Origin of the sequence: Luteibacter jiangsuensis (assembly GCF_030812295.1) — a bacterium.
In the GTDB taxonomy this organism is placed as follows: domain Bacteria; phylum Pseudomonadota; class Gammaproteobacteria; order Xanthomonadales; family Rhodanobacteraceae; genus Luteibacter; species Luteibacter jiangsuensis_A.
This window is the reverse complement of record NZ_JAUSSK010000004.1, coordinates 477320-500936: the sequence shown is the minus strand read 5'-3', so window position 1 is coordinate 500936 and position 23617 is coordinate 477320. Positions and strand designations below refer to the sequence as shown.

22 protein-coding genes are annotated in these 23617 nt (G+C 65.5%); 11 read left to right on the top strand and 11 right to left on the bottom strand.

From position 1 onward, the window contains the following. Positions 1–63: 63 nt before the first annotated feature. Complete coding sequence (locus J2T07_RS16070) at positions 64–1947, bottom strand: reprolysin-like metallopeptidase (RefSeq protein ID WP_306851193.1); 1884 nt, start codon at positions 1945–1947, stop codon at positions 64–66. Positions 1948–2171: 224 nt separating this feature from the next. On the opposite strand from J2T07_RS16070, the gene J2T07_RS16065 reads away from it, so the two are divergent. From J2T07_RS16065 to J2T07_RS16055, 3 genes are all read left to right on the top strand, one after another. Beyond that, the gene (locus J2T07_RS16065; RefSeq protein WP_306851191.1) at positions 2172–4472 is read left to right on the top strand and encodes an NADP-dependent malic enzyme; all 2301 of its coding nucleotides are present in this window, start codon (positions 2172–2174) and stop codon (positions 4470–4472) included. A gap of 354 nt (positions 4473–4826) precedes the next feature. Further along, positions 4827–7520, top strand: a complete 2694-nt coding sequence (gene aceE, locus J2T07_RS16060) for a pyruvate dehydrogenase (acetyl-transferring), homodimeric type (RefSeq protein WP_306851189.1) — start codon at positions 4827–4829, stop codon at positions 7518–7520. A gap of 122 nt (positions 7521–7642) precedes the next feature. Further along, complete coding sequence (locus J2T07_RS16055; protein ID WP_306851187.1) at positions 7643–7975, top strand: DUF4377 domain-containing protein; 333 nt, start codon at positions 7643–7645, stop codon at positions 7973–7975. A 121-nt stretch (positions 7976–8096) separates the two neighbouring features. Here J2T07_RS16055 and J2T07_RS16050 read toward each other — a convergent pair whose 3' ends face one another. The 4 genes from J2T07_RS16050 to J2T07_RS16035 all read right to left on the bottom strand — a co-directional run bounded on the left by J2T07_RS16050 (position 8097) and on the right by J2T07_RS16035 (position 11923). After that, positions 8097–8426 carry a hypothetical protein gene (locus tag J2T07_RS16050; protein WP_306851185.1) on the bottom strand — a complete coding sequence of 110 codons (330 nt, stop codon included), beginning with the start codon at positions 8424–8426 and terminating at the stop codon, positions 8097–8099. A 95-nt stretch (positions 8427–8521) separates the two neighbouring features. Then, positions 8522–9205 (bottom strand): glutathione S-transferase, encoded by a 684-nt coding sequence (locus tag J2T07_RS16045; RefSeq protein ID WP_306851183.1) that lies wholly within the window; start codon positions 9203–9205, stop codon positions 8522–8524. Positions 9206–9297: 92 nt separating this feature from the next. Then, a complete protein-coding gene (locus tag J2T07_RS16040; RefSeq protein ID WP_306851181.1) occupies positions 9298–10602 on the bottom strand; it encodes a thioredoxin family protein in 1305 nt (434 codons plus the stop codon). Positions 10603–10663: 61 nt separating this feature from the next. Beyond that, a complete protein-coding gene (locus tag J2T07_RS16035) occupies positions 10664–11923 on the bottom strand; it encodes an MFS transporter (RefSeq protein WP_306851178.1) in 1260 nt (419 codons plus the stop codon). A gap of 96 nt (positions 11924–12019) precedes the next feature. On the opposite strand from J2T07_RS16035, the gene J2T07_RS16030 reads away from it, so the two are divergent. After that, positions 12020–12733, top strand: a complete 714-nt coding sequence (locus J2T07_RS16030) for a hypothetical protein (RefSeq protein WP_306851176.1) — start codon at positions 12020–12022, stop codon at positions 12731–12733. A gap of 2 nt (positions 12734–12735) precedes the next feature. On the opposite strand, the gene J2T07_RS16025 is transcribed toward J2T07_RS16030, so the two are convergent. Both J2T07_RS16025 and J2T07_RS16020 read right to left on the bottom strand, forming a co-directional pair. Further along, positions 12736–13557 carry a ferritin-like domain-containing protein gene (locus J2T07_RS16025; RefSeq protein WP_306851174.1) on the bottom strand — a complete coding sequence of 274 codons (822 nt, stop codon included), beginning with the start codon at positions 13555–13557 and terminating at the stop codon, positions 12736–12738. Between the two features lie 72 nt (positions 13558–13629). Further along, the gene (locus J2T07_RS16020; RefSeq protein ID WP_306851173.1) at positions 13630–14043 is read right to left on the bottom strand and encodes a universal stress protein; all 414 of its coding nucleotides are present in this window, start codon (positions 14041–14043) and stop codon (positions 13630–13632) included. 190 nt (positions 14044–14233) lie between these two features. Here J2T07_RS16020 and J2T07_RS16015 point away from each other — a divergent pair, with 190 nt between their 5' ends. The 5 genes from J2T07_RS16015 (at position 14234) to J2T07_RS15995 (ending at position 17197) form a co-directional block, all read left to right on the top strand. Next, positions 14234–14683 carry a hypothetical protein gene (locus J2T07_RS16015; protein ID WP_306851171.1) on the top strand — a complete coding sequence of 150 codons (450 nt, stop codon included), beginning with the start codon at positions 14234–14236 and terminating at the stop codon, positions 14681–14683. A 131-nt stretch (positions 14684–14814) separates the two neighbouring features. Next, a complete protein-coding gene (locus J2T07_RS16010; protein ID WP_306851169.1) occupies positions 14815–15339 on the top strand; it encodes a peroxiredoxin in 525 nt (174 codons plus the stop codon). Positions 15340–15341: 2 nt separating this feature from the next. Then, on the top strand, positions 15342–15884 hold the full coding sequence (locus tag J2T07_RS16005) for a hypothetical protein (RefSeq protein ID WP_306851167.1): 543 nt from the start codon (positions 15342–15344) through the stop codon (positions 15882–15884). A 58-nt stretch (positions 15885–15942) separates the two neighbouring features. Next, complete coding sequence (locus J2T07_RS16000; RefSeq protein WP_306851166.1) at positions 15943–16695, top strand: DUF2884 family protein; 753 nt, start codon at positions 15943–15945, stop codon at positions 16693–16695. Positions 16696–16762: 67 nt separating this feature from the next. Beyond that, on the top strand, positions 16763–17197 hold the full coding sequence (locus J2T07_RS15995) for a PA2169 family four-helix-bundle protein (protein WP_306851164.1): 435 nt from the start codon (positions 16763–16765) through the stop codon (positions 17195–17197). Positions 17198–17209: 12 nt separating this feature from the next. Here the strand turns inward: J2T07_RS15995 and J2T07_RS15990 are convergent, their stop codons facing one another. Beyond that, positions 17210–17431, bottom strand: a complete 222-nt coding sequence (locus tag J2T07_RS15990) for a hypothetical protein (RefSeq protein WP_306851162.1) — start codon at positions 17429–17431, stop codon at positions 17210–17212. A 92-nt stretch (positions 17432–17523) separates the two neighbouring features. Next, on the bottom strand, positions 17524–20289 hold the full coding sequence (locus J2T07_RS15985) for an ATP-binding protein (RefSeq protein ID WP_306851160.1): 2766 nt from the start codon (positions 20287–20289) through the stop codon (positions 17524–17526). A 332-nt stretch (positions 20290–20621) separates the two neighbouring features. Between J2T07_RS15985 and J2T07_RS15980 the strand changes: the two genes are divergently transcribed. Further along, the gene (locus J2T07_RS15980; protein ID WP_306851158.1) at positions 20622–21299 is read left to right on the top strand and encodes a response regulator; all 678 of its coding nucleotides are present in this window, start codon (positions 20622–20624) and stop codon (positions 21297–21299) included. Between the two features lie 118 nt (positions 21300–21417). Further along, entirely contained in the window at positions 21418–22245 is an 828-nt protein-coding gene (locus J2T07_RS15975) for a DUF2884 family protein (protein WP_306851156.1), read from the top strand. A gap of 7 nt (positions 22246–22252) precedes the next feature. Here the strand turns inward: J2T07_RS15975 and J2T07_RS15970 are convergent, their stop codons facing one another. Both J2T07_RS15970 and J2T07_RS15965 read right to left on the bottom strand, forming a co-directional pair. Then, the gene (locus J2T07_RS15970; RefSeq protein ID WP_306851154.1) at positions 22253–23203 is read right to left on the bottom strand and encodes a D-2-hydroxyacid dehydrogenase family protein; all 951 of its coding nucleotides are present in this window, start codon (positions 23201–23203) and stop codon (positions 22253–22255) included. Between the two features lie 14 nt (positions 23204–23217). Further along, entirely contained in the window at positions 23218–23604 is a 387-nt protein-coding gene (locus J2T07_RS15965) for a VOC family protein (RefSeq protein ID WP_306851261.1), read from the bottom strand. Between the last annotated feature and the right edge of the window lie 13 nt (positions 23605–23617).

Below are 23617 nucleotides of genomic sequence, written 5' to 3'. Positions count from 1 at the left end.
TGGGGCGACTCATGAGACCTGATTGCCACCCCGCGATCTGTAGGCCGATTCCTGTCCGGCGCGTCAGTGGCTTGCGATACGCCGGATGGCGAAGGGCCGAGGCGAGACGGCGAAGAACGGGCGCCAGTCACAGCTCACCCGCAGGCGGGCTCGCTCGCTGGCTGCATCCGGCGGCAACGCGATCCATGCCTCACCATCGTTCGGTTCGTCGACGGCGAGTGCGGGCGTCAGCCATGTGCGGCCGTCGTCGAGCGAGAGATCGATCGATACGAAGTGGCAGGAAACCGGCGCCAGATCCGTGTCGGCGGCATCCCAGCGCAGGGCCATGGATCTCCCAGCGAATGCGGCTTGCGACGAGCCGTCGTCGAGTACCGCGAACGGCCTGCCGGTATCGACGACCAGCAGGCGCGTGTCGGCATGGGCGATCGTCGATGCTTCTCCGCCGTTGTCGCGAACCGTGAGGCGGAAGTTCAGCGAGCGCGTGGCTGTTGGATAGGCCTCGCCGGGTCCGGCCGGTTCGTCGCCGAGCACCACCGCCATCCTTGGGAACACCCTCCGTCCGGTCGGCATGGGTGGAAACGAACGGAAAAGAGGTCCGTCCTCGTGCCCTGCCAGCATGTCGCGGCGACCGATGGAGGCGTCCATCTGCTCCCACGCGTAGCTTAGTCGCAGGCCCTCCGTGACCGGCTCGACCCGCGCGTCCAGAACGAACGGTGTACGCGCGGGGATGACCGCTTGCCCGGCCAGCGAGGCCGGGTCGATCCACGCCGCGCTGGCGGGGTTGATCGACCGTAATGCACAGCTTCCCCCGCGCGATGCCAGCCAGTCCTGCATCTGCTCCAGGTTGGCCGCGTGGAAGTAACGGTCGGCGTGCGCCTGGAGCGGGCCGCCGTGCCCGCAGATGGACGGTGCGAAGCCCATCGCGGTGCTGCCGCTGCCCGGTTCGAACGCCCGGCCCTCGAGCGTGGTGTCGGGGCATCCGCCGGCCGTTGGCCAGGCGCCCAGCTGGCGGCCGAGGACATGGATCATGAAGCCGACGGCTTCGGAAATGGCGGTCTCGGGATGGGCGTGTCCGCTCCAGGCGGCCGCTTTGTGCGTGGCGAGGAAATCGGCGTCGCGTGCATCGCTGCAAGAGGTGCCGACGTGGCTTTCTCCGCCGGTGTAGTCGGTGAGGGCGTGGCCGATATCGTAGTTTCCCGCACCGATTTCCCGGTCGATCAGGTTGGCGGCCGCGGGACCGGGATCTTCGTGCCTGAACGGATCGCGGGACGGCTGGGGGCGGATCAGCCTGTCGTTGTCCGCGACCAGGGTGAAATGCACGCCCACGTCCGTCTCGAACACCTCGTTCGCCTGGTTCACCACGTGGACGATTTCCGCGAGGGCTCCCTTCGTCGTGCCGCCGAAATGGGCCGCGTAGCGGCTGCTGGCAGCCACCGCGATGCGGAAGTCGTAACGTATGCCGCCTCCACGCGAGGCGGAGCGATCCCCGGCGGCGTGACGTGGCAGGGAATGGGCGTCCGCAGCCGCGGTCGCGAACGAGGGTGCGACGGCACCATGTAGCGGCAATGCGCGCCACTCCGCCGCCGTGCGTGCGCGTGTCGTCCATTCATGTGGTCCGTCCCGCACGCTCATCCTCACGCCACCCGGGGAAAGGTCGAGCCGGACCGTCCTTCCATCGGCGTCGATGCCGCGAAAACTGCGCAAGCCGGGAAACTTCGCCGCCAACGCGGGCGGCAGTGTCTTCGAGTCGCGCACACGAAACAGGCCGTGCCGGCCGTCGCCCAGCGGGAGGTGTACGGACGTCGCCGTTTCGCCATCCATCGGCAGGCGAGCCAGCTGCTTCCTGAGGTCCGCAAGCGTCGAGACGTCCGCCACGGCCCGTCCGGCCGTGGGTATGCAAAGGACGGCACCTGCGAGCGCGGCGCGAACGAACGTGAGGCGAAGCATGGCGGTCCCTGCGTGGCGAAAGGTCACCGAGCGTACGCAGGCGCACGGCCGGGCAATGCAGGCAGGCATGCCGCTGATAGGTCGGAATCGGTATCACTGCTTGTCGCAATGCAACACACCGCTGACGGCGGAGACCGCATGGCGCGGTGCTAACATGAGCGCTTACGTCGCGGCGCCGCCGCCGCGTCCGCCTTCCTTTTTCCCGTTACGTCCCACAGGATCCCATGGCCATCTCCGAGGAACTGAGGCAAGCCGCTCTCGAATATCACCGCCTTCCCCGACCGGGCAAGATCAAGGTCACGCCGACCACCTCGCTGCTGACGCAGCGCGATCTCTCTCTCGCGTATTCGCCCGGCGTGGCCGCCGCGTGCGATGCCATCGTCGCCGATCCCGGCGAGGCCGCCGAACTCACGGCGCGGTCCAACCTTGTCGCGGTGATTTCCAATGGCACGGCGGTGCTGGGGCTCGGCAATATCGGCGCTCTGGCCAGCAAGCCGGTGATGGAAGGCAAGGGCGTGCTGTTCCAGAAGTTCGCCGGCATCGACGTGTTCGACATCGAGATCGACGAGGCGGATCCGGACAAGCTGGTGGAGATCATCGCCAGCCTCGAACCGACCTTCGGCGGCATCAACCTCGAGGACATCAAGGCGCCGGAGTGCTTCATCGTCGAGCGCAAGCTGCGCGAGCGGATGAAGATCCCGGTCTTCCACGACGACCAGCACGGCACCGCGATCATCGTGGGCGCCGCCGTCATCAACGCGCTGCTGGTCACCGGCAAGAAGATCGAGGACGTGAAGCTCGCCACCACCGGCATGGGCGCCGCGGGCATCTCCTGCGTCGACATGCTGGTGACGCTGGGCATGAGGAAGGAAAACATCCTCGCGTTCGATCGGGACGGCGTCCTGCACACCGGCCGTACGGACCTGGACCCGGACAAGCAGCGTTATGCGCGCGACACCGACAAGCGCACGCTGGCCGAGATCGTCGAGGGTGCCGACATCTTCCTGGGCCTGTCCGCCGGAGGCATCCTGAAGCCGGAGATGGTCGCGACGATGGCCGCGCGGCCGATCATCTTCGCGCTGGCCAATCCCAATCCGGAGATCCTCCCGGAAGACGCGAAGGCGGTGCGCCCGGATTGCATCATGGCGACGGGCCGGTCGGATTATCCGAACCAGGTCAACAACGCGCTGTGCTTCCCGTACCTGTTCCGTGGTGCGCTCGATGTCGGCGCCACGGTGATCAACGAGCAGATGAAGGTCGCCTGCGTGAAGGCGATCGCGGAGCTGGCGCGCCGCGAGGCTTCCGATGTGAGCGCACGCGCCTATGGCGGCAAGCCGCCGAGCTTCGGACCGGAATACCTTATCCCGCAGCCGTTCGACCCTCGCCTCCTGATCCAGTTGCCGCCGGCGATCGCCCGGGCCGCGATGGATTCCGGCGTGGCCGCGCGGCCCATCGAGGATTTTCCTGCCTACATCGAGAAACTGACCAGTTTCGTCTTTCGCACGGGCTTGTTGATGAAGCCGGTGTTCGACCGGGCCAAGGCCGATCCCAAACGCGTGGTGTACGCCGAGGGTGAGGAAGAGACCGTGCTGCGTGCCGTGCAGACGGTGGTGGACGAGGGCCTGGCCAGGCCGATCCTGGTGGGGCGGCCGGACGTCATCGAGCGCCGCATCGCGCGTGCGGGCCTGCGCCTGAAGCCGGGCGTGGACTTCGAGATGTGCAACATCCATTCCGATCCGCGATTCGAGGACTACTGGCGCCTCTATCACTCGATCATGGAACGCCAGGGCGTGACTCCCGCCTCCGCGAAGGCGGTGGTGCGTTCGCGGCCGACCGTGATCGCCGCGCTGATGGTCGAGCGCGGCGAAGCCGACGCGATGATCTGCGGGCTGGTGGGCACGTATCACAGCAAGCTCGAATACATCACCAACATCATCGGCCTGGACGACGGCATCGCCGAGGCGTCGGCGATGGCGGCCGTGGCGACGGAAAAGGGCACGTTCTTCTTCCTCGACACCTATGTGCAGGACGACCCCAGTGCCGAGCAGATCGCCGAGGCAACCCTGCAGGCGTCCATCCGCCTGAAGCTGTTCGGTATCCAACCGAAGATCGCCTTGCTTTCGCATTCGAACTTCGGTGGCCGCGAGACCCGCAGTGCCCGGAAGATGCGCGATGCGCTGAAAATCATCCGGGAAAAAGTCCCGCGACTGGAGGTCGAAGGCGAGATGCAGGCGGATGTCGCGCTGACACCGGAGCTGCGCGAGCGGATCTTCCCGAACTCGCGCCTGGAAGGTAAGGCCAACGTCTTCGTCTTTCCCAATCTCGACGCCGCCAATACCGCCTACAACATGGTCCGCGTGCTCTGCGACGGGGTGGTCATCGGCCCGATCCTGATGGGCGTGGCCAAGCCGGCCCACATCCTCACGCCGCAGGCCACGGTACGCCGGGTGGTCAACATGACCTCGGTGGCCTGTGTCGAGGCGCAGATCCGGGCGGGGAAGCCTCGGACTGTCGTAACTGATTGATCGGGCTGGATGCCGGTGGGTACGGTGGCGCTCCGGCCGGTCGGGCGGTCTTCGTGAGCCGGTGATGCCGGCGCTGCCGCGCTGTCGCCGACAGGGTCGGCTCCCACCAAGCACCGGTGAGCTGGGGGGCGTCCTCGGTTGAGTTTGGAAGTCCTGGTGGGAGCCGACCCTGTCGGCGATCCCGCGGCAGCGGGCCACTCGCCCAACCCCTGCCAAAATACGCCTTGCCACGATCCAAACCACCCATACCGCCGCGTATGCGGAAACCTTGAGTTATCATGGAAAGGTTTTCCCGCCACCCCAGCGGCCTTCTTCAGTCCCCATGAGCGCGCGTCACGCGCGAGCGGAGCATCCATGGACCAGATCGACGATATCCTTCACCAGGACCTCGACCCCACCGAAACCCGTGAATGGGTCGAGTCGCTCAACGCCGTCATCAACCACGATGGCACCGAGCGCGCGCATTACCTGCTGGAGCGCATGGTCGACTCCACCCGTCGCGCCGGCGGCTACCTGCCGTTCGACCCGACCACGGAGTACGTCAACACCATCCCGCCGCACATGGAAGCGCGCAGCCCGGGCGATGCCGCGATCGAATGGCGCATCCGCTCGCTGATCCGCTGGAACGCGCTGGCCACCGTCGTGCGCGCCAACCGCAAGCCCGGCGACCTCGGCGGCCACATCTCCAGCTTCGCCTCGTCGGCCACGCTGTACGACGTGGGTTTCAACCATTTCTGGCGCGCCCCGAGTGCCGACCACCCGGGCGACCTGGTGTTCCACCAGGGCCATTCGGCGCCGGGTGTCTACGCGCGCTCCTTCCTCGAAGGCCGTATCGGCGAAGACCAGCTCGACCTCTTCCGCATGGAAGTGGAAGGCAAGGGCCGCGGCCTCTCGTCCTATCCGCATCCCTACCTGATGCCGGATTACTGGCAGGTGCCGACCGTGTCGATGGGCCTCGGCCCCATCCAGGCGATCTACCAGGCGCAGTTCTGGAAGTACCTGGAACATCGCGGGCTGATCCCGAAGAGCGACCGCAAGATCTGGTGCTTCATGGGCGACGGCGAGTCGGACGAGCCGGAGTCGCTCGGCGCGATCTCGCTGGCCGGCCGCGAAGGCCTCGACAACCTCATCTTCGTCATCAACTGCAACCTGCAGCGCCTCGATGGCCCGGTCCGTGGCAACGGCAAGATCATCCAGGAACTGGAAGGCGTCTTCCGTGGTGCCGGCTGGAACGCGATCAAGGTCGTCTGGGGCAGCTACTGGGACCCGCTCCTGGCCCGCGACACCACCGGCAAGCTGCGCCAGCTGATGATGGAAACCGTCGACGGCGAATACCAGGCGTGCAAGGCCTTCGGCGGCGCGTACACGCGCGAGAAATTCTTCGGTAAATACCCGGAGACGGCCGCGCTGGTGGCCAACATGTCCGACGACGACATCTGGCGCCTGAACCGCGGCGGGCACGACCCGCACAAGGTCTATGCGGCCTACCACGCGGCGGTGAACACCAAGGGCATGCCGACCGTCGTCCTCGCCAAGACGGTGAAGGGTTATGGCATGGGCGCGGCTGGCGAGTCGCAGAACCCCGCGCATAACCAGAAGAAGATGGATACCGATTCGATTCGCGCGTTCCGCGATCGTTTCAACATCCCGGTGCCCGACGACAAGCTGGACGAAGTGCCTTACTACCATCCGGGCAAGGACTCGGAAGAAGTGCAGTACATGCTGGAGCGCCGCCGCGCGCTCGGCGGTTCCTTGCCGCAGCGCCGCCGCAAGGCCGACCAGTCGTTCAAGGCACCGGGCATCGAGGCTTTCGAGCAGATCACCAAGGGCACCGGCGATCGCGAGATCTCCACGACCATGGCCCTGGTCCGTGGCATGAACCTCATGCTGCGCGACAAGGAACTCGGTCCGCGTCTCGTCCCGATCGTGGCCGACGAAGCCCGTACGTTCGGCATGGAAGGCATGTTCCGCCAGATCGGTATCTATGCGCCGTTCGGCCAGAAGTATCGTCCGCAGGACGCCGACCAGCTGCTGTACTACCGCGAGGACCAGAAGGGCCAGGTGTTGCAGGAGGGCATCAGCGAAGCCGGCGGCATGAGCGCCTGGCTTGCCGCGGCCACCAGCTACAGCATCAGCAACGTGCCCATGCTGCCGTTCTTCATCTATTACTCGATGTTCGGTTTCCAACGCATCGGCGACTTGTGCTGGGCGGCGGGCGACATGCGTGCGCGCGGTTTCCTCATCGGTGGCACCTCGGGGCGCACCACGCTCAATGGTGAGGGCCTGCAGCACGAGGACGGGCATTCGCACCTGCTTTCCGGCGCCATCCCGAATGTCATTTCCTACGATCCGACCTTCTCCTACGAGCTGGCGGTGATCCTGCAGGACGGCACCCGCCGCATGATGCAGGAGCAGGAAGACGTCTACTACTACATCACCGTGATGAACGAAAACTATGCCCATCCCGACCTGCCCAAGGGCAGCGAGGAAGGCATCGTCAAGGGCATGTACCTGTTCAAGGACGGTGGCAAAGCGAAGAAGAACGAGCCGCGCGTGCAGCTGATGGGATCGGGCACGATCCTGCGCGAAGTGATCGCGGCCGCCGAATTGCTGGAAAAGGATTTCGGCGTGTCCTCGGATATCTGGTCGGTGCCGAGCTTCTCGGAGGTTCGCCGCGAAGGTTTCGACGCCGAGCGTTGGAACCGGCTGCATCCGGAAAGCCCGCAGCGCGTACCGTACGTCACCGGCTTGCTGGCGGACCGCCAGGGCCCCGCCATCGCCGCCACCGACTACGTCCGCGAGTTCGCCGACCAGATCCGCGCCTTCATGCCGGACGGCATGCGTTACACGGTGCTCGGCACCGACGGCTTCGGTCGCAGCGACACGCGGGCAAACCTGCGCAGCCACTTCGAGGTGGATCGCTACTGGATCGCACATGCGGCCCTCGCCGCCCTGGCGAAGGACGGCAAGGTCAACGCCAAGGACGTCAGCCGGGCCATCAAGGAATACAAGCTCGACATGGACAAGCCGAACCCGTTGACGGTCTGACCGCCAGCACGATGGAACGTGAACGAAGGCCGGAGCGATCCGGCCTTCGTCGTTTTCGCATCACACGGCATCGATGGGTATGCTGTTATCCATCGACCTGTCGACACCTGCGGATCCATGCCATGCGCCTAGCCTTCCTTGCCGCCATCGCCTTGAGCCTGACCGCATGCGCCACGGCGCCGGCGGATCACGGTTCGCGTTCCCGCCTGTTGTACATCGCAGCGACGAAGGCGCCGTGCACCAACGGCGTCATGAAGACCGAGTGCTTCCGGTACCGCGAAGAAGCCACGGACGCCTGGCAGCTGACCTACGTGCCGATCGAAGGCTTCGACTGGCAACCAGGCAACGAGTACTTGCTGAAGATCACCGAGGTGCACGCGAAGGAGGCCCCCGGGGATGCGTCACGCGTGACATGGCATGTGGACAAGGTGGTCGAGCAGCATCCGGTGAACTGAAGATGGCGGGTCCACCAAGCGGTTCCTCCACCGAGACGAAACGGGCTTTCTCACGAAGAAACGGCTCTCACAAAAAAAGCCGGGATCGCTCCCGGCCTTTTCCCACCCCGGGCGACAGGTGTCAATCGTCGTCGCGCAGCACGTGGCGGATCAGCAGGAAAGTGCCGATCGCCGCCGCGGCGATGCCGATGGTGAGGCCCGGGTTGCGGCGCACCTGCTTGCGCAGCTTGCGGTATTGGTAGGTTGCTTCGTCGGCAACATCTTCGGCCAGGTAGCGGATGCGCTGACCACTGATGCTGTTGCGTTTTGCGAACTTGTTCGTGACTCGGCGGCTGCGCTCGAGCAAGTCGTTGCCGACGCCCGAGGCCTCGTCGGCGTAGTGGCGGACGCGACCCGATACACCGTTGACGGCGCTCTCGACCTGACGCGCGAATTCGCGGTTTCTGCTCATCGGATGGCTCCCTCTAGGGCGTTGCTGTCGGTAAAGACTTTGCGGTTAGGCTCGTGAGCGTGGTGTAAACAGGCGGGCCAGGGTTGAGGAGGGATTCAGCCTGGCCGTGCCGGGACAAGATCGTAGTCACCGCCGCGTTCCAGGGCCTTGCGGTAGGCGGGGCGGGCGTGGATGCGTTCGAGGAATCCGTGCAGGCCCGGGCGGGTGGCGTCGAGCGCCGCGCGGCTGGAAGCGGCCTCGAGAGGGAAGCTCATCTGGATGTCGGCCGCGCTGAACTCGTTGCCCGCGAACCAGCCGGTCCTGCCGATTTCGTCCTCCAGGTAGTCGAGGTGAAGTTTGATCTGCGGGTCGACGAAAGCCTTCTGCGCACCGCGCGCCAGCATGCGCGCGATGGGCTTGGCGAAGAAGGGCACGGGAGCCGATTCCATGCGGATGAACACGAGCTTGAGTAGCAGCGGGGGCATGGCGGACCCCTCCGCGTAGTGCAGGAAATAGCTGTAGCGAAGCGCTTCGGGCGTACCGGCGGCAGGCCTGAGTTGTCCGCCACCGTAGCGTCCGACCAGGTATTCGACGATCGCGCCGGACTCGGCCAGGGTGATGTCACCATCCACCAGCACGGGGGATTTGCCGAGGGGATGGATGGCGCGGAGTTCTTTCGGGGCCAGCATCGTCTTCGGGTCGCGCTGGTAGCGCACGAGTTCGTACGGCAGGCCGAGTTCCTCGAGCAGCCAGAGCACGCGCTGCGACCGCGAGTTGTTGAGATGGTGGATGACGATCATGGCTGCTTCGGGTAGGGAAGGGTGCGCAGGTTAGCAGCGGGGATGCGATGTGGCTCAATGGGGTGCTTCGCGATGGGCGACCGGAGGACCGGTCAACCCGCCGCGGTCAACGCTTCCTGCAATTTCTTTGTCTGCTCGGGAAACGCCTTGCCCTCCGCCGCGACGGTGTCGGCAACGCGCTTGCGTGCTTCGTCGTCGCGATGCAGGGCACGGAGTGCTTTCACCTGATACGTCGCGACCGCGAAGCGGTTGGCGCCATATGCCTTCTTCGATGCCGCGTCGAGGTACGGAAGGCCCTCGGCGGGCTTGCCGCCCTCGACGAGGCGGCGGCCGTAGCGGTAGTTGTAGACGTAGTCGTCCGGATAGGCCGCGATCAGCTGCTTCTCGAAGGTATCCAGTTCGTCTCCCGCCTTCGCCCGGACCAGGTACACGCGCAGGTTGTCGGCCAGGTTACGGTCGCTCTTGAGGTCACCATGCAGCTTTTCGCGGCTGAGGTCGATCGCCCTGCGCAGCACGGCCTGTTCGGCGGCGTGGTCGCCAAGCGCCGCATCCAGGTCCGCCGCCGTCAGAACCGCGCTGCGCTGGTCGGCACAGGCTGGGGTGGCGGTGAATACCTGTGTGGCAAGGAATTGCTCGTAGGGAGCCCGTTGTGGCGCGAGCGCCGATTGCCGGGAATCCGGATGCTGCGATTCGGTGGCACCGATGAGGTCATCCAGCACGTAAGGACGCTCGCAGCCGATGTTGCCGGCGAGGACCCTGGTGGCGGCCTCGGCGATGCCCTTGTCGTCCTTGCGGTCCTTCGCCTGCAGCAGGAGCAGGCGTTGCTTGGCCAACGCCACGCGCTTGTCTTTGTCCGACACGTTGCGCACCATCGCCGGCAAGGTGTCGAACCAGGCCATGCCCTCGTTACCCTGGTAGCGCTGCTGGTAGGTATCCAGCACGTCGGCCACCGCGGCCATCGACCCCTTGGCCGCGTCTGACTTCTGCTTGGACAGGCGCGCATCGCCGGAAAGGAGGGCCGCGACCTCGGGATAGAACTTGTCACGGGGCCGTTCGGCGAGGATGCGTCCGAGTTCCTCGCCATCGGGCCCGATCGCCACGTAGGTCGGCAGGAAGTGGACGTTGAGCTTCTTCATCCATGCCTGGTCGGCGGGCTTGTCGGCGTCGGCTTCGTAGAACACGACCTTGCTTTCGAGGTCGTCCCATTCCTTGCCGTTGAGGACATGGCTGGCCATGTAGTAGCAGGAGTAGCACCACACGGCCTGGAAATCGATCAACACCGGCTTGTGCTCGCGTTTGCCCTGGGCAAGCGCGGCATCGAGACTGGCGGGTGTCTCATGCGCGGCGAAGGCCGGCGCGGCGAACATGACGAGGACGGCGACGAGCAAGCGCTTCATGGTGGATCCTCACCCTTTGGAGGTATAGACGTCCACCTAATAGCACGTTTCCGGCGCCATGTCAGATCGTTCCGCTGGCACCCTCGACCGGCTCCGGGTCCGATACCAGTCCCTGCCGGCGGCGCAGGCAAGGGAACCACCATATCCATAAGCCCACGACCACGAGCGTGCCGATGCCGCCGACCAAGGTCGCGTTCACCGCGCCCACGGCGGCCGCCAGCAGCCCGGACTCGAACTCGCCGAGCTGGTTGGAAGTGTTCACGAAGATGGCGTTGACCGCACTCACCCGTCCGCGCATGTCGTCCGGCGTCTCCAGTTGCACCAGCGCGCCACGGATCACCATGCTGACCATGTCGAAGGCCCCCAGGGCGAATAGCGCGACCACGGACAGCCAGAGGGTGGTGGAGAGCGCGAAGACGAGCGTGGCGACGCCGAAGCCCGCGACCGACCCGAACATGATCGGCCCGACCCGGCGTTCCAGGGAATGCCGGGCCAGCCATACCGACATCAACAACGCGCCGACCGCCGGCGCGGCGCGCAGGATGCCCAGGCCCCATGGGCCGGTGTGCAGGATGTCCTTGGCGAAGATCGGCAGCAGGGCCGTCGCACCACCGAGCAGCACGGCGAACAGGTCGAGCGAGATCACACCGAACACCGCCGGCCGGCGGCGGATGAAGTGCACCCCGGCGAACAGGGTCTTGAGGGTGGCGGGCTCGCGCCGCGGTGGCAGGTGGTCGTAGGCCAGGCGCGACATCAACGCCAGCGCCACGAGGTAGAGCAACGCGGAGACGCCGTAGACGGTGGCGGCGCCAGCCACGTAGAGCAAGCCACCGAGCGCAGGTCCGGCGATCATCGCTGCCTGCCCCGCCGAGGCATTGGCGGCCATCGCGCGGGGAAGCACGTGGGCGGGAACGAGCGCGGGCAGCATCGACTGAAGCGCGGGGAATTCGAAAGCCTTGGCGACGCTGACGACGAAGACCAGCGCAAGGATGCCCGTTTCGGTCAGGTGGCCGGCCAGGCTGAACCCGGCCAGCAAGGCGATGGCGATCCATTCGACCGCCTGGCATACCGTGACGATGCGGCGCCGATCGAACTGGTCGGCGATATGGCCCGCCGGAAGCGCCAGCAGCACCGACGGCACGAACTGCGCAAGGCCGATCAAGCCGAGATCGAACGCACGGTGGGTCAGCTCGTAGATCTGCCATCCGACGGCGACGGACATCATCTGGAAACCGAAGCTGGAGGCGTTCTTGGCGAACCAGAATTGCAGGAAGGCGCGATGGCGGAGGAGCGAGACCGCTTCCGTGGTTGGCGAAGGCATGGAGGATCCTTGGGGCGTCTCCCGCATTTTACGCCGCGCCTTGCCAGTGGCGGCATCGAGCGGCGAAGCTAGGGGCTTTCCAGCAGGAATCGCAAGATGATGCGCCGTATCGCCGTCCTCCTCGCCATGGCCGCCCTCGCCTCGGCGTGTTCCTCATCGCAGGACCAGCAGGCCGCCGGGCCGGTATCCAGCGCGAACGACCAGGCCGCGGAGGCCGGGAAGAAGCTGGAGACCTACCAGCAACTGCTGAAGCTGCACAACGATGGCCCGGCGGTACAACTGGGCCATGAAATCGTCGACAAGTACCCCGACACGCCCGCGGCGACCGAAGTGAAGAAGAGCCTCGACGAACTCGAGGCCAACTACAAGGCAGCCAGCGAGAAAGCCCGCCTCGCCGCGCTGTGGCTTTACCAGACCTCGCCCATGCAGGGTGGTACGCAGAGCACGGCCACTATCCAGTCCTCGCGGCCGACAGGCGAGCAGACGGTGCGCCTGATCCTTCGCCGGCATACCGACTGGGGGCAGAGTGTCTTCCTGTACGCCACGACCGGGAAGGGCTTCGTCTGCAAGGGCGATTGCTCGCTGAAGGCGACGTTCGACGGCAAGGCGAAGACGATCAAGGCGTTCCGGCCACCGACGGGTGAACCCGCGTTGCTGTTCCGTAACGACGCGCCGTTCCTCAAGGACCTGGCCCGGACCAAGCGGCTGACCATCGACGTGGTGACGATCAGCCGCGGCGAAACCACGCTTGTCTTCGAGACCGGCGGCTTCGATCCGGACAAATGGACACCGCTGCCGAAGAAGAAATAACCTCAGTGCAGGAACAGCTTCTCGGTGATCCGCGTCAGCGGCCACTCGAGCATCGAGTTCAGCCTCGGGGGCAGGTCCAGGGGGCGTAGCAGCATCTTCACCGTCATCTCGGCGGGAATGTGCCGCTTGAGCAGGCCTTCGGCGCGCGAGGTGACGCGGCGGAATTCCGCGTCGTCCTGGGCCTTGTCCGGATAGCGCACGTTGAAGACGTGGCGCAGCGCGATGTCGCTGTCCTCGTTCTTGATCTCGCGCAGTCGCTTGAGCAATGTACGAAACGTGCTCAGGCGGCCGATGCCGTCGCGCTCGCGATAGATGCGGAAGTGCTGGTAGAAGTGCTTGTAGTGGCGCACTTCGTCGCTCTTGATGTAGTTGGTCAGCTCGCGCAACACCGGTTCGTCGGTGACCTCGTTGAGCGCGCGGTACAAGCTTGCCGTACCCGTCTCCACGACGCAGCGCGCGGCCAGTTCCAGCCCACGGTTCGGCTCCAGTTCCTCCGACGTGCAGACCGAGCCGTAATGGGCGAAGAACGCCTTGAATCCCGCGTCCCAGTCGAAATCGGGCCATACGTGGCGCACATAGGCGGCCAGCGCGCGGCCATGCTGCATCTCCTCGTGCTCCCAATGGTCGCGCAGCCACCCTTGCAGTTCCTCGTCACCCGCGAAGTGGTCGACGAGGTTGTGCGTGTACAGGTCCGAGCCGCTTTCGACGAAGGACGAGCTGCACAGGAGCAGGAAAAGATCTTCGTTGTGCCTGACCTTCTCCACGTCGATGCGCGAGAGGTCCAGTTTTTCGAGCGTCCATGGCAAGGTGGCGGCGTAGCTCACTGCGGAATGTTCCTCGGTCACAGGTCTTGGTGCCCAGGGGCACAATGACGGGATTGTGACAAAGGCGGCGCGTCAACGCACCACGGTCACTGGCACATGCGCCTTGGCCAGGACATCGGTGGAGGTCGACCCGACCAGCCAGCGGGCGAGCGCGCCTCTTTCGGTATGGCCGATGACGATGTGGTCCACGCCGTGCCCGGCCACGAAGGAGAGCAGGGCATCGCCGGGGCTGCCGTGTACCAGCTCGACCTCCACGGGCACGCCGGCCGGTCGCCCGAGGGCAGCGATCTCCTCGCTCAGGCCGGCCAGGCGCTCTTCGCCGGCACCGGTCATCATCAAGGCCGAGGTGTCGGCCCCGTTGTCGAGCTGGATCACGGAGACCACGTGAACCTTCGCCCTGGCGCAGGCCGCCAGTTCCAGGGCGAAAAGGTAGGCGCGGCGGGCGGTTTCCGAACCGTCGTAGCCGACCAGGATGTTCTTGGGCATGGGTAATCCTCCATCGGACGGATACGGCTCGATATTAGGACCATGGCGACGTCCGGGGGAGCCAGTTCACGCACCGTCCATCTAGCCGGGCCATTCCTGAACGGCCGGTCGGGCGCTCCGTGTTTCTTCACATTCGTGAGTGGAGAATCCGCTTCGCAGTTCCCTGCCACCTATCAACGGAGAAACGAACATGATCAAGCGCATCACGGGTATGGCCGCCCTGGTTCTGGCGGCGGCAGGTGCTTTCACGGTTCAGCCGGCCCAGGCTGCCGAGGGCGGTACCAAGTGCCACATGACCTTCAGCACGAGCGGCTGGGCCGCGATCTATAAGCGTGCCGATGGCCAAGGCCATGTGCGCTGCGATAACGGTCAGTCGGCGACCGTGATGATCCACATCCGTGGTGGCGGTATCACGGCTGGCAAGTTCAGCATCGAGAACGGCAAGGGCGAGTTCACCAACGTCAAGAACATCAACGAGATCTTCGGCGACTACGCGACGGCCGGTGCCAACGCGGGCGCGGTGAAGAGCGCCGAAAGCCTGGCGATGACCAAGGGCGAGGTGTCCCTTGCCGTCACCGGTACCGGCCGGGGTTTCAACCTCGGCGTGGACGTCAGCAGGTTCGAGATCGCGCGGAAATAATCGCCGGCACCTCGTGGTCTTGAGGGCGCCCCACGGGGGCGCCCTTTTTTCTTGCGTTCCGGCATGGCCGGCGCAACCTTGGGACCCTCGCGAGTACACTCACTGCGATCCCCACCCACCGAGGTTCCTCCATGCGCCGCCTCCTCAGCCTCATCGCCATGTGCATCGTCTCCGCCGCCGCCTGGGCTTCCAGCCCCGTGGTGGGCGAGAAGGCACCCGACTTCCGCCTTCAGGACCAGAAGGGCGAATGGCACACGCTGCAAACCGAGCAGGGCAAGTGGCTCGTCCTGTATTTCTATCCCAAGGACTTCACCGCTGGCTGCACCACCGAGGTCTGCACCTTCCGTGACGACATCGCCAAGCTGCACAAGGCCGGCGCGGTGGTGCTGGGCGTGAGCCTGGACGACGTCAAGTCGCATGCGGAGTTCGCCGAGAAGTACCACGTGCCGTTCCCGCTGCTATCCGACCCGGACGGCGCCGTCGCCACGAAGTACGCCGTGCTTACCAGCCATGGCGATACCAAGTACGCCTTGCGCGAGACCTTCCTGATCGACCCGGCCGGCAAGATCGTCAAGGTCTACAAGGATGTCGACCCCGAGAAGAACTCGGGCCAGGTCCTGGCCGATCTCGCCGCGTTGAAGAAAGCGGGCGCCTGATCGTGTTCCACGCCGCCAAGGGTGCCAGGCACGCCCGTCCATTCGCGCCGTGGCGCATCGTGGTCTGGCTGGTGATGCTGCTCGCCGCCGCCGGCTTCGTGATCAATACCTATGCCTCGATCCTCTTCGCCCATGCGGTGGGCGCGGTGAGCGCCGAGGCGATCGCCGCGGGCGCGGGCGATCCGCGCATCGGCCTGCTATGGTCGCTCGCCTATGCGCTGGCGGCTTTCGTCGTGATGGCGTTGAGCCTCGGAACGCTGCGTTGGCGTGACTGGGGCCGGCGCGCGATGCGGGTCGTCGCCCTGCTGTTGCTGGTCTGGGCGGCCTACACCGCGTGGGTTTCGTTCGACCAGTGGAGCCAGCTCGGCACGGTCCTTTCCCAGGCCGGCCTGCCGGCGGATCTGCTGGCGGCGGGACAGAAGCACAGGACGATCCTGCTGATCGGCCTGGTGCTCAAGATCGTGTCGGTTCCCGTGCTGGCCTGGCTGTCGTGGATCCTTGGCAGCGTGCCGGTACGCCAGCAGTTCGCCCAGCCGGCGTTCTGATCGGTTCAGCCGGCATTCGTTCGCCGCCGGCTATCGAAGCCTTTTCCGGGAACCCGCCATGACATCACGCTTGCTCGTCTTCGCCATCGCCACCTGCCTTGCAGGTGGGGTGGCGGCCCAGGACCTGGGCACCACCTGCAAGGTGGCCAGCACCTATGACCTGACGGTGCGGCCGGACAGCCTCGTGTTCGAGCGCGCCGATGCGGCCCCGCGTAGCGTGCGCATGCAAGATGGCAGCCTGACGACCGATGGGCGGGCGGTATCCCTTCGACCGGATGAGCAGGATCGCGTCGCCCTGTTCGAACGTAATGTCCGGGCCTTGGTCCCGAAAGCCAAGGCGATCGCGAACGACGGTGTCGACCTCGCCGCGCGTGCGGTGCGGGACGAAGCCGCCACGGCCGCCCCGGGCGCGGTGGGCAGTGGCGAACTCGACCGGGTGTTGAATGCCCGGGTGGCGGACATCAAGCGGCGCATCGCCGCCAGCCAGAGCACGCGCGACTGGCAGGAGGACGCGATGCGCGCCTATGCGCAGGAGATCGTGTCCGATGTGGCGCCCATCCTTACCCAGGACGTCGGCGGCGAGGCCATGGCATTGGCGATGGACGGTGACTTGCAGGGAGCGGCGGCTCTGCGGGACCGTGTGGCGTCCGTATCCACGGGTGGCCAGGCCCGCGTGATGGCACGGCTCGAGGCGGCGCTCAAGCCACGCATCCAGGCGCTGTGTCCGTCGATCCGCCAACTGGGCGATCTGCAATCGGGTCTGCACGATGCAACCGGCAGGCCCTTGCTTTTGCTCGAACCAGGCGCCTGACCGCCGGCTGACCGGCGCCCGGCGCGTTTAAGGCCGGCTAAGTCCGACGGGACTAACGTGCTGCCCCATGGAACGCAACTCGACCCGTGTGGTAAACGGCCTGATCCGGCGAGTGATTGCAGACCGCGACCTCTATCGGCAGGCCGCACGTGGCGTTCGTGAGCCGGGGCTCAAGACCATCCTGGAGGAATCCGCCGCTTCCCTGACCGCCATCGCCACGGACCTGCAGGACGAAGTGTCCTCCGCAGGCGTGCGCCCGGCGACGGCAGGTGGGCCCATGAGCGGTGTGCGGCGGACGATGATGGAAGCTTCGGTGAAGCTGTCGCATGACCCCGATGTCACGTATATCCGAACGCTGGAGCAGATGGAGCGTCGTCTCCTGGATGCTTTCCTTCGCCTCGAGGCGAGTTCCGGAGACCGCGCGATGGTCGGCAGGCATATCGCGCGCCTGCGCCTGCTGCACCTCGACATGACCAACCTCGGCAGCGCCGCGGGGCGCTGACGCATCCAACGCCTACGCGGCGAGACGTATCTCGCGCAGGGTGCGGTGCAAGTGGATGTCGGCGGAAACGCGGACGGGGAATGCCGACATCAGCGTTTCGCGATCGGCGAAGAAGTTGGCGAAGGCGATCGCGTCCGCGGGATCGGAGCGCACGGCGATTTGCACACCCTCACGGAAGATGCCCCAGGTCTCACCTATGTCCGCGATGTGATACTCGATGGCGTGCTCGTTCATGCTTCGTCCTCCGACAGACGCCTGAAGGCGTACTGTGATCAGGATGACGAGGTCATCAGCGCGAGGCTATCGGACTAGTCTGAAAATTCGCACTAATTCTTGAGCATATCCTCAGTGCATTGGCACGCATCCAGTGTGGCCCGCAATCGGGAGGCATAGTCCTCTATCGCGGACGCAAGTTCGGGTAAACGATGCATGGCGGCAGCGCCGTGGATGCCGCGAAGCTCGTTTTCCAGGTCTTCCGCTAACGCGGCTTCAGCCGATGGGCCGAAAACGCGCATGCCGCCGAGGATGCGATGTACCCAATCCGCCGCGGCGGATGGGTCGCCGAGGGCGGCGAATCCCGCCATGTCTTCACGTACGGTCATCTCGAACCGGGCCACCATGAGCGGCAGCAAGGCGAGATCGCCATAGGTTTCCCGCCATGCATCCAGGTCGCATGGCGAGTGAGCGGAGTCATTCCCCTTGCCGGGCGAGAGCACCATGTCCAACTCGCCCAATCGCAGGGGCTTCGTTGCGAACCCGTCCATTCCCGAGGCGCGACAGCGGGCTTCCTCGCCGGGAAGCGCGTTCGCGGTGAGCGCCACGATGCGGAGAGACGACCCTTGCCTGCGTAGTGCGCGGGTAAGCGCATAGCCGTCCATCACCGGCATGTGCAGGTCGGTCAACAAGACATCGAACCGGCGCGAGGATGCGCGGGCGAGCGCCTCGGCGCCGTCCTCGACCAGCTCATAACGATGGCCGAGACGGGCCAGTTGTGCCGCGACCAGTTGCCGGTTGGTCGCGTTGTCCTCGGCCACGAGTACGTCGAGGGTCGTCTCTTTTGCTGGCGGCATGGCGACGGCCATCGCGCCGGCGGTCTCGTCACTGGCGTCATACCGTGATCGTTCCATGTCGAGCACGATCGACAGCCGCGTACCCTCGCCAGCCTCGCTCGACATGATGAGATCGCCGCCCATCAGTTCCACGAGACGCCGACTGATGGCCAGGCCGAGGCCGCTTCCGCCGAAGCGCCGTGTCGTCGATGGCTCCGCTTGCCTGAAGGGCGCGAACAATCGCACGATATCCTCCTGAGCGATGCCGATGCCCGTGTCGACCACGTCGATGCGAACCCTCTGCTTCATCTCCATGTCTTCCACGACATCGACGGTGATATCGATGCCACCCTGGACGGTGAACTTGATGGCGTTGCTGACGAGGTTGAGCAACACCTGGCGCAATCTCGCGGCGTCACCCATGACACCTTGCGCCAGGCGCGTATCGACGTGGATGTCCACCGAAAGGCCTTTTTTCCTCGTTTGCCGTGCATGCAGCGCCACGATGTCGTCGAGCAGCTGGCGAAGATCGAAGGCGGCATGCTCCGTCTCGACCGCGCCGGCTTCGATCCGCGAGAAATCGAGCACGTCGTCGAGTATTCGAAGAAGCGCTTCGGCCGACGACTCGGCGGTGCCGAGCAGGTGACGCTGGTTCTCTTGCAGTGATGTCTCGCCGAGCATTTCGAGCATGCCGATAAGCCCGTGCATCGGCGTGCGGATCTCGTGGCTCATGGTGGCGAGGAACCGGCTCTTCGCCGCGGTGGCCTCTTCAGCCACGTGCTTGGCATCGGCCAGCTGGGCGGCTTGTTCATGCCGGTCGGAGATGTCGATCCAGTAGCCGGTGAATTCCACCGCATCCGCCACCGGCCGTGGCAACGCATGCGATGCGATCCAGCGTTCGGGCGCGACGTCGCGAATGCGTATTTCCGCGTGGATCGGTGTGAGGGTATTCGCCGCCCTTGCGACCTCCGCCAGCAACGGTGCCTGGTCGCGTGGGTCGATCCGCGCGAACGCGCGGCGCTCGTCGTGAAGGAACGCATCCGCGGGAACACCGAAGATGGGTTCCGGGTTCCCGCCCACATGGATGAACTCGATGCGCCCGCCAGCGAAATAGCGGAAGCGGTAAAACACAGCAGGGATATGTCGGGTGATGTCGGCAAGCCGGTCCTCGCTCGACCGCCGCCGCCGTGTTTCGCGACGCAGGCGCATATACGCGTGGGATACGGCGAGAAGGAGGGCGAGCACCGCGGCGCCCGGCGGTCCCGCCTTGCGTGCGATTTCCTGCCAGGACCCTCCCCAGGTGTAGTGGGATCGTAACCAGGTATTGCGGATGGCCTGGGTACGATGCTCGGAGATCCGGGCGAGCGCCCTGTCGAGCAGCGGTATCAAGGGGGCGTAGCGTCGATCGACGGCGATCGCGAGTTCCGCGCGCTCGTCCGTGGGTGCCGCAAGTTTCAATCGCGCGGGATGGTCGCGGCGCATGAAGTATTCCGCGGTCGCAATGTCTCCCACATAGGCATCGGCCTGCCCCGATGCCACGGCACGCAGGCCTTCGGCCGCGTTGCGTACTTCGATGGGTTCGACCAAGGGCAGGTGATGTACCGCGTTGGCGACCGCGCCCTGGGCCAGGTTAGCCGCGACACGGTGCCCGCCCAGGTCGGCGGGCCCCGCGATGGTCGCCATGTCGTCACGTGTCACGATCATCACGGGAAACTCGATGTAGGGCTCGGTGAAATCGAAGTTCCTGCCCAACTCGTCGTTTCGAGGCGAGGCCGCGGGAAGGATATCGATGTCGCCGGCGGTGGCGCTGCGCACCGTTTCCCCCCAGTCCTGCGTGCGCACGGGTACATGGGCGACGCCAAGAGCGGCCAGGGCGTCGTCGAGGTAATCCATGGCAAGGCCGACGGGTGCCCCTCCCCGGTCCACCAGGGACAGTGGCGCCGACGTCGGATCGATGCCGACTCGCAGCACGGGCAGGTGCGCGAGCCAATCGCGCTCGGCGTCCGTCAGCGCGATTTCGTCGTGTTTTGCGAGTCCATCCACGCCCACGGCGATCTGTCGGCCGGTGGCTCGATCGGAAGCTCTGTCCGCGGCAGGAGCGATGTCGGCAAGCGCGGCTTGGAGGCGTCGGCCTCCATCAGCGCACCGTTGGGTTCGATCGTGAACCTGCGCGACCGCGGAAAGCGGTAAACAGGATGACATGCCGCGTGGCGGGCGCGGCGCCGGCTCCGCGTCGACCCTGTCGGCGAAGGCATCGCATGAGCAAACCGCGAACGGAATGATGACCAGGATTCTCAATAGCTGCATGGCGTTCCTTCGACCACGAGCGGATGTTTACTGTAATCTCCGCGATGGTACGACGAGTAACACATCTCATGGAGCGCGGCAGCAGTTATCCGCCGGCGAGGGAAAAAATGGTTCTGCGCACGATCATTGCCGACGATCATCCGGTGGTCCTGATGGGCACCCGCGCGGCGCTCGAAGCGGCGGGTGATATCGTCGTGGTCGGCGAAGCAGCCAATGGCGATCAACTCGTCGATCTGCTGGCCTCTCGTCCGTGCGATGTCATCGTTACCGATTTCTCCATGCCTGGAGGGCGTCACGGTGACGGGCTTTCGCTGATCGACCTGGTCCGGCGGCGTTATCCGCGGCTGCCGATCGTCGTGCTCACCATGGTGAACAACGCGGCGGTGCTGCAGACAATGCGGGTTCGTGGCGCGTTGGGTCTGTGCGACAAGCGTGCGCCACTCAAGGAAGTGGCGGTGGCGGTGCGCCATGCGGCGGCGGGGCGGCCCTATCTCAGCGAGACCATCCGACGCCAGTTCGACCAGGCCGGCGTACACAGCGCGACCGACATGACGCGGCTTTCGGCCCGGGAGATCGAGGTCGTGCGCCTGTATGTGAGCGGCATGTCCATTACCCAGATCGCCGAGCGTCTCAGTCGCAGCGTCAAGACGGTAAGCCGGCAAAAGCGCGACGCCATGCGCAAACTGGGCATCGATCATGACAGCCGGCTTTCCGAATATGCACGTGAAAGGGGTCTCTCTTCCTGACCCTGCTGGAAGTCAGGGTATGACCATTCGCCCATGTGGTGTCGCGCGAATCGGCTTAAACCTTGGACGTCCCGGGCGCATCCCACCCGGAGCCAACCGTTCCCCGGGGAGAAGAACCATGCGCCATTCACTGATTGCCGGCACCGTTGCCGTCGCGCTCGTCCTCGCCGCCCCGATGGGGCAGGCGAAAGGCCTCAATTTCGGCACCGATACCTGCAAGCACGACTATTCCACGGCCTACGATGTCGATGTCACCGCCAATGGCCTGTCCTTTCATCGCAAGGATGGCGTCCCGGCCCGGGTCTTCCTGCACGATGGCTCGCTACGGGTGGATGGCAAGGACATCGCGGTCTCCCGGAGCGACGCCGAGGCGTTGCGCCGTTACGAGGATGGCGTTCGCCGGCTCATGCCGCAGATCGCTTCCATCGCCCGCGATGGCGTGGATATCGGGTTCTCCGCGATGACATCGGTCACGCTGACGTTCGCCGAGGGTGACCAGCGCTCCCGGATGCTCGAGAAATTGAAGCGCAAGCAGGCCGAGGCATTGCGCGAGATCGACGAAGGCATCGGCTCCGGGCATTGGTCTTCGGATCGCATGACCGAGACGGTCGCCGGTTCGGTATCGGACTCGGTGGGTGAGCTGGTCGGCTCGGTCACGTCCAGCGCGGTGACCGCCGCCCTCTCGGGTGACTCAAGCAAGGTGGCGGCGCTCCAGGCGCGTGCCGAGTCGCTGGACAAGGCCATGGACCGGGAGATGGACAAGCGTTCGAAAGGCCTGGAGGCCCGCGCCAACGCCATCTGCCCGCAACTCAACGACCTCGCCGATCTCCAGCGTGGGTGGAACGTGCGCACGGCCGATGGCAAGCCACTCGAACTGATGACGATCAAGCCGAAGGACAGCCACGATCAAGACGAAAGCGAACCGAAGAAGGTCGCTTCATCCTGAACGATCCTCAGGCCGAGTGCCGGTCGAGCCAGTCCAGCACGTTGCGGACGGTGTCGCCGTGGAAAGTGCGGTACATCTCTTCCGTGACGTAGCCGATGTGTGGCGTCGCCAGCACATGGGGCAGGGTACGGAAGGGGTGTGCCGGCGGTAGCGGTTCCTCGTCGAAGACGTCGAGCGCCGCACCCGCCAGGCGGCCTTGGCTCAACGCATCGACCAGGGCGGCTTCGTCGACGATCGGGCCTCGCGAGCTGTTGATCAACCGGGCGCCGGGTTTCATCGTGGCGAGATCGTCCGCACCGATGATCCCCCGGGTACGTTCGCTCAGGCGGGTATGGATGGTGAGGAAGTCGGACCGGGCCAGGAGCTCCTGCTTCGTGACACGACGTACACCCAGCGCGTCGGCGGTTTCTTCGGCGAGGTTCTGGCTCCAGGCGATCACCTGCATGCCGAAGGCCTGGCCGATCCGCGCCACCTTCGAACCGATGCGTCCGAGGCCCAGGATGCCGAGGGTCTTTCCGCGCAATTCCACGCCCAGTCCCACCTGCCATGCCCCCGCGCGTACCGAGGCGGCCTCGTCCGCGATGCCGCGGGCCAGGCCGAGGATGGCGGCCCAGGTGAATTCGATGGTTGGCGTGGACGAGTAGTTCGTATGAACCACATCCACGCCACGCGCGGCGGCGGCCGCCTCGTCGATCGATGCGTTGCCGCGACCCGTGGACGCGATGAGGCGAAGGCGCGGCAGGGCGGCGATGAGATTCGCGGTCATCGGCGTGCGTTCGCGCATGACACAGATGACATCGTAGGGCGCCAGGCGCCGAACGAGGGCATCGTGGTCCGCCTCGTGATCGTGGAAGACGGTGATCTCGGCGCGACCTTCGAGGGGCGACCAGTCCGCACAACGCAAGGCGGCTTCCTGGTAGTCGTCGAGCACCGCGATACGGATCGTTGCATCGTTCATGGTTGTTTCCCGTGTCACGCTGGCTGGATAAGGTCCCAGCCATTGCCGTAGATGTCCTCGAAGACCGCGACCGTCCCGTAAGGTTCGTGCCTGGGTTCTTCGCGAAAACGTACGCCGTGCGCAAGCATGCGCGCATGGTCGCCGGCGAAATCGTCCGTCTGCAGGAACAGGAATACGCGGCCGCCACCTTGTTTGCCGATATGCGCCTTTTGCTCGTCATTTACCGCACGGGCCAGCAGCAAGTGCGTCCCGCGCGATCCGCGAGGCGCCACGGTGACCCAGCGCTTGCCGTCGCCCTGCGGCGAATCCTCGATCAGGTCGAAGCCGAGCGCGTCGACGAAGAAGGCGATCGCTTCGTCGTAGTCGCGGACGAGGAAAGTGACGGCACCCAGCGAGGGCATGGCGTTCTCCGGG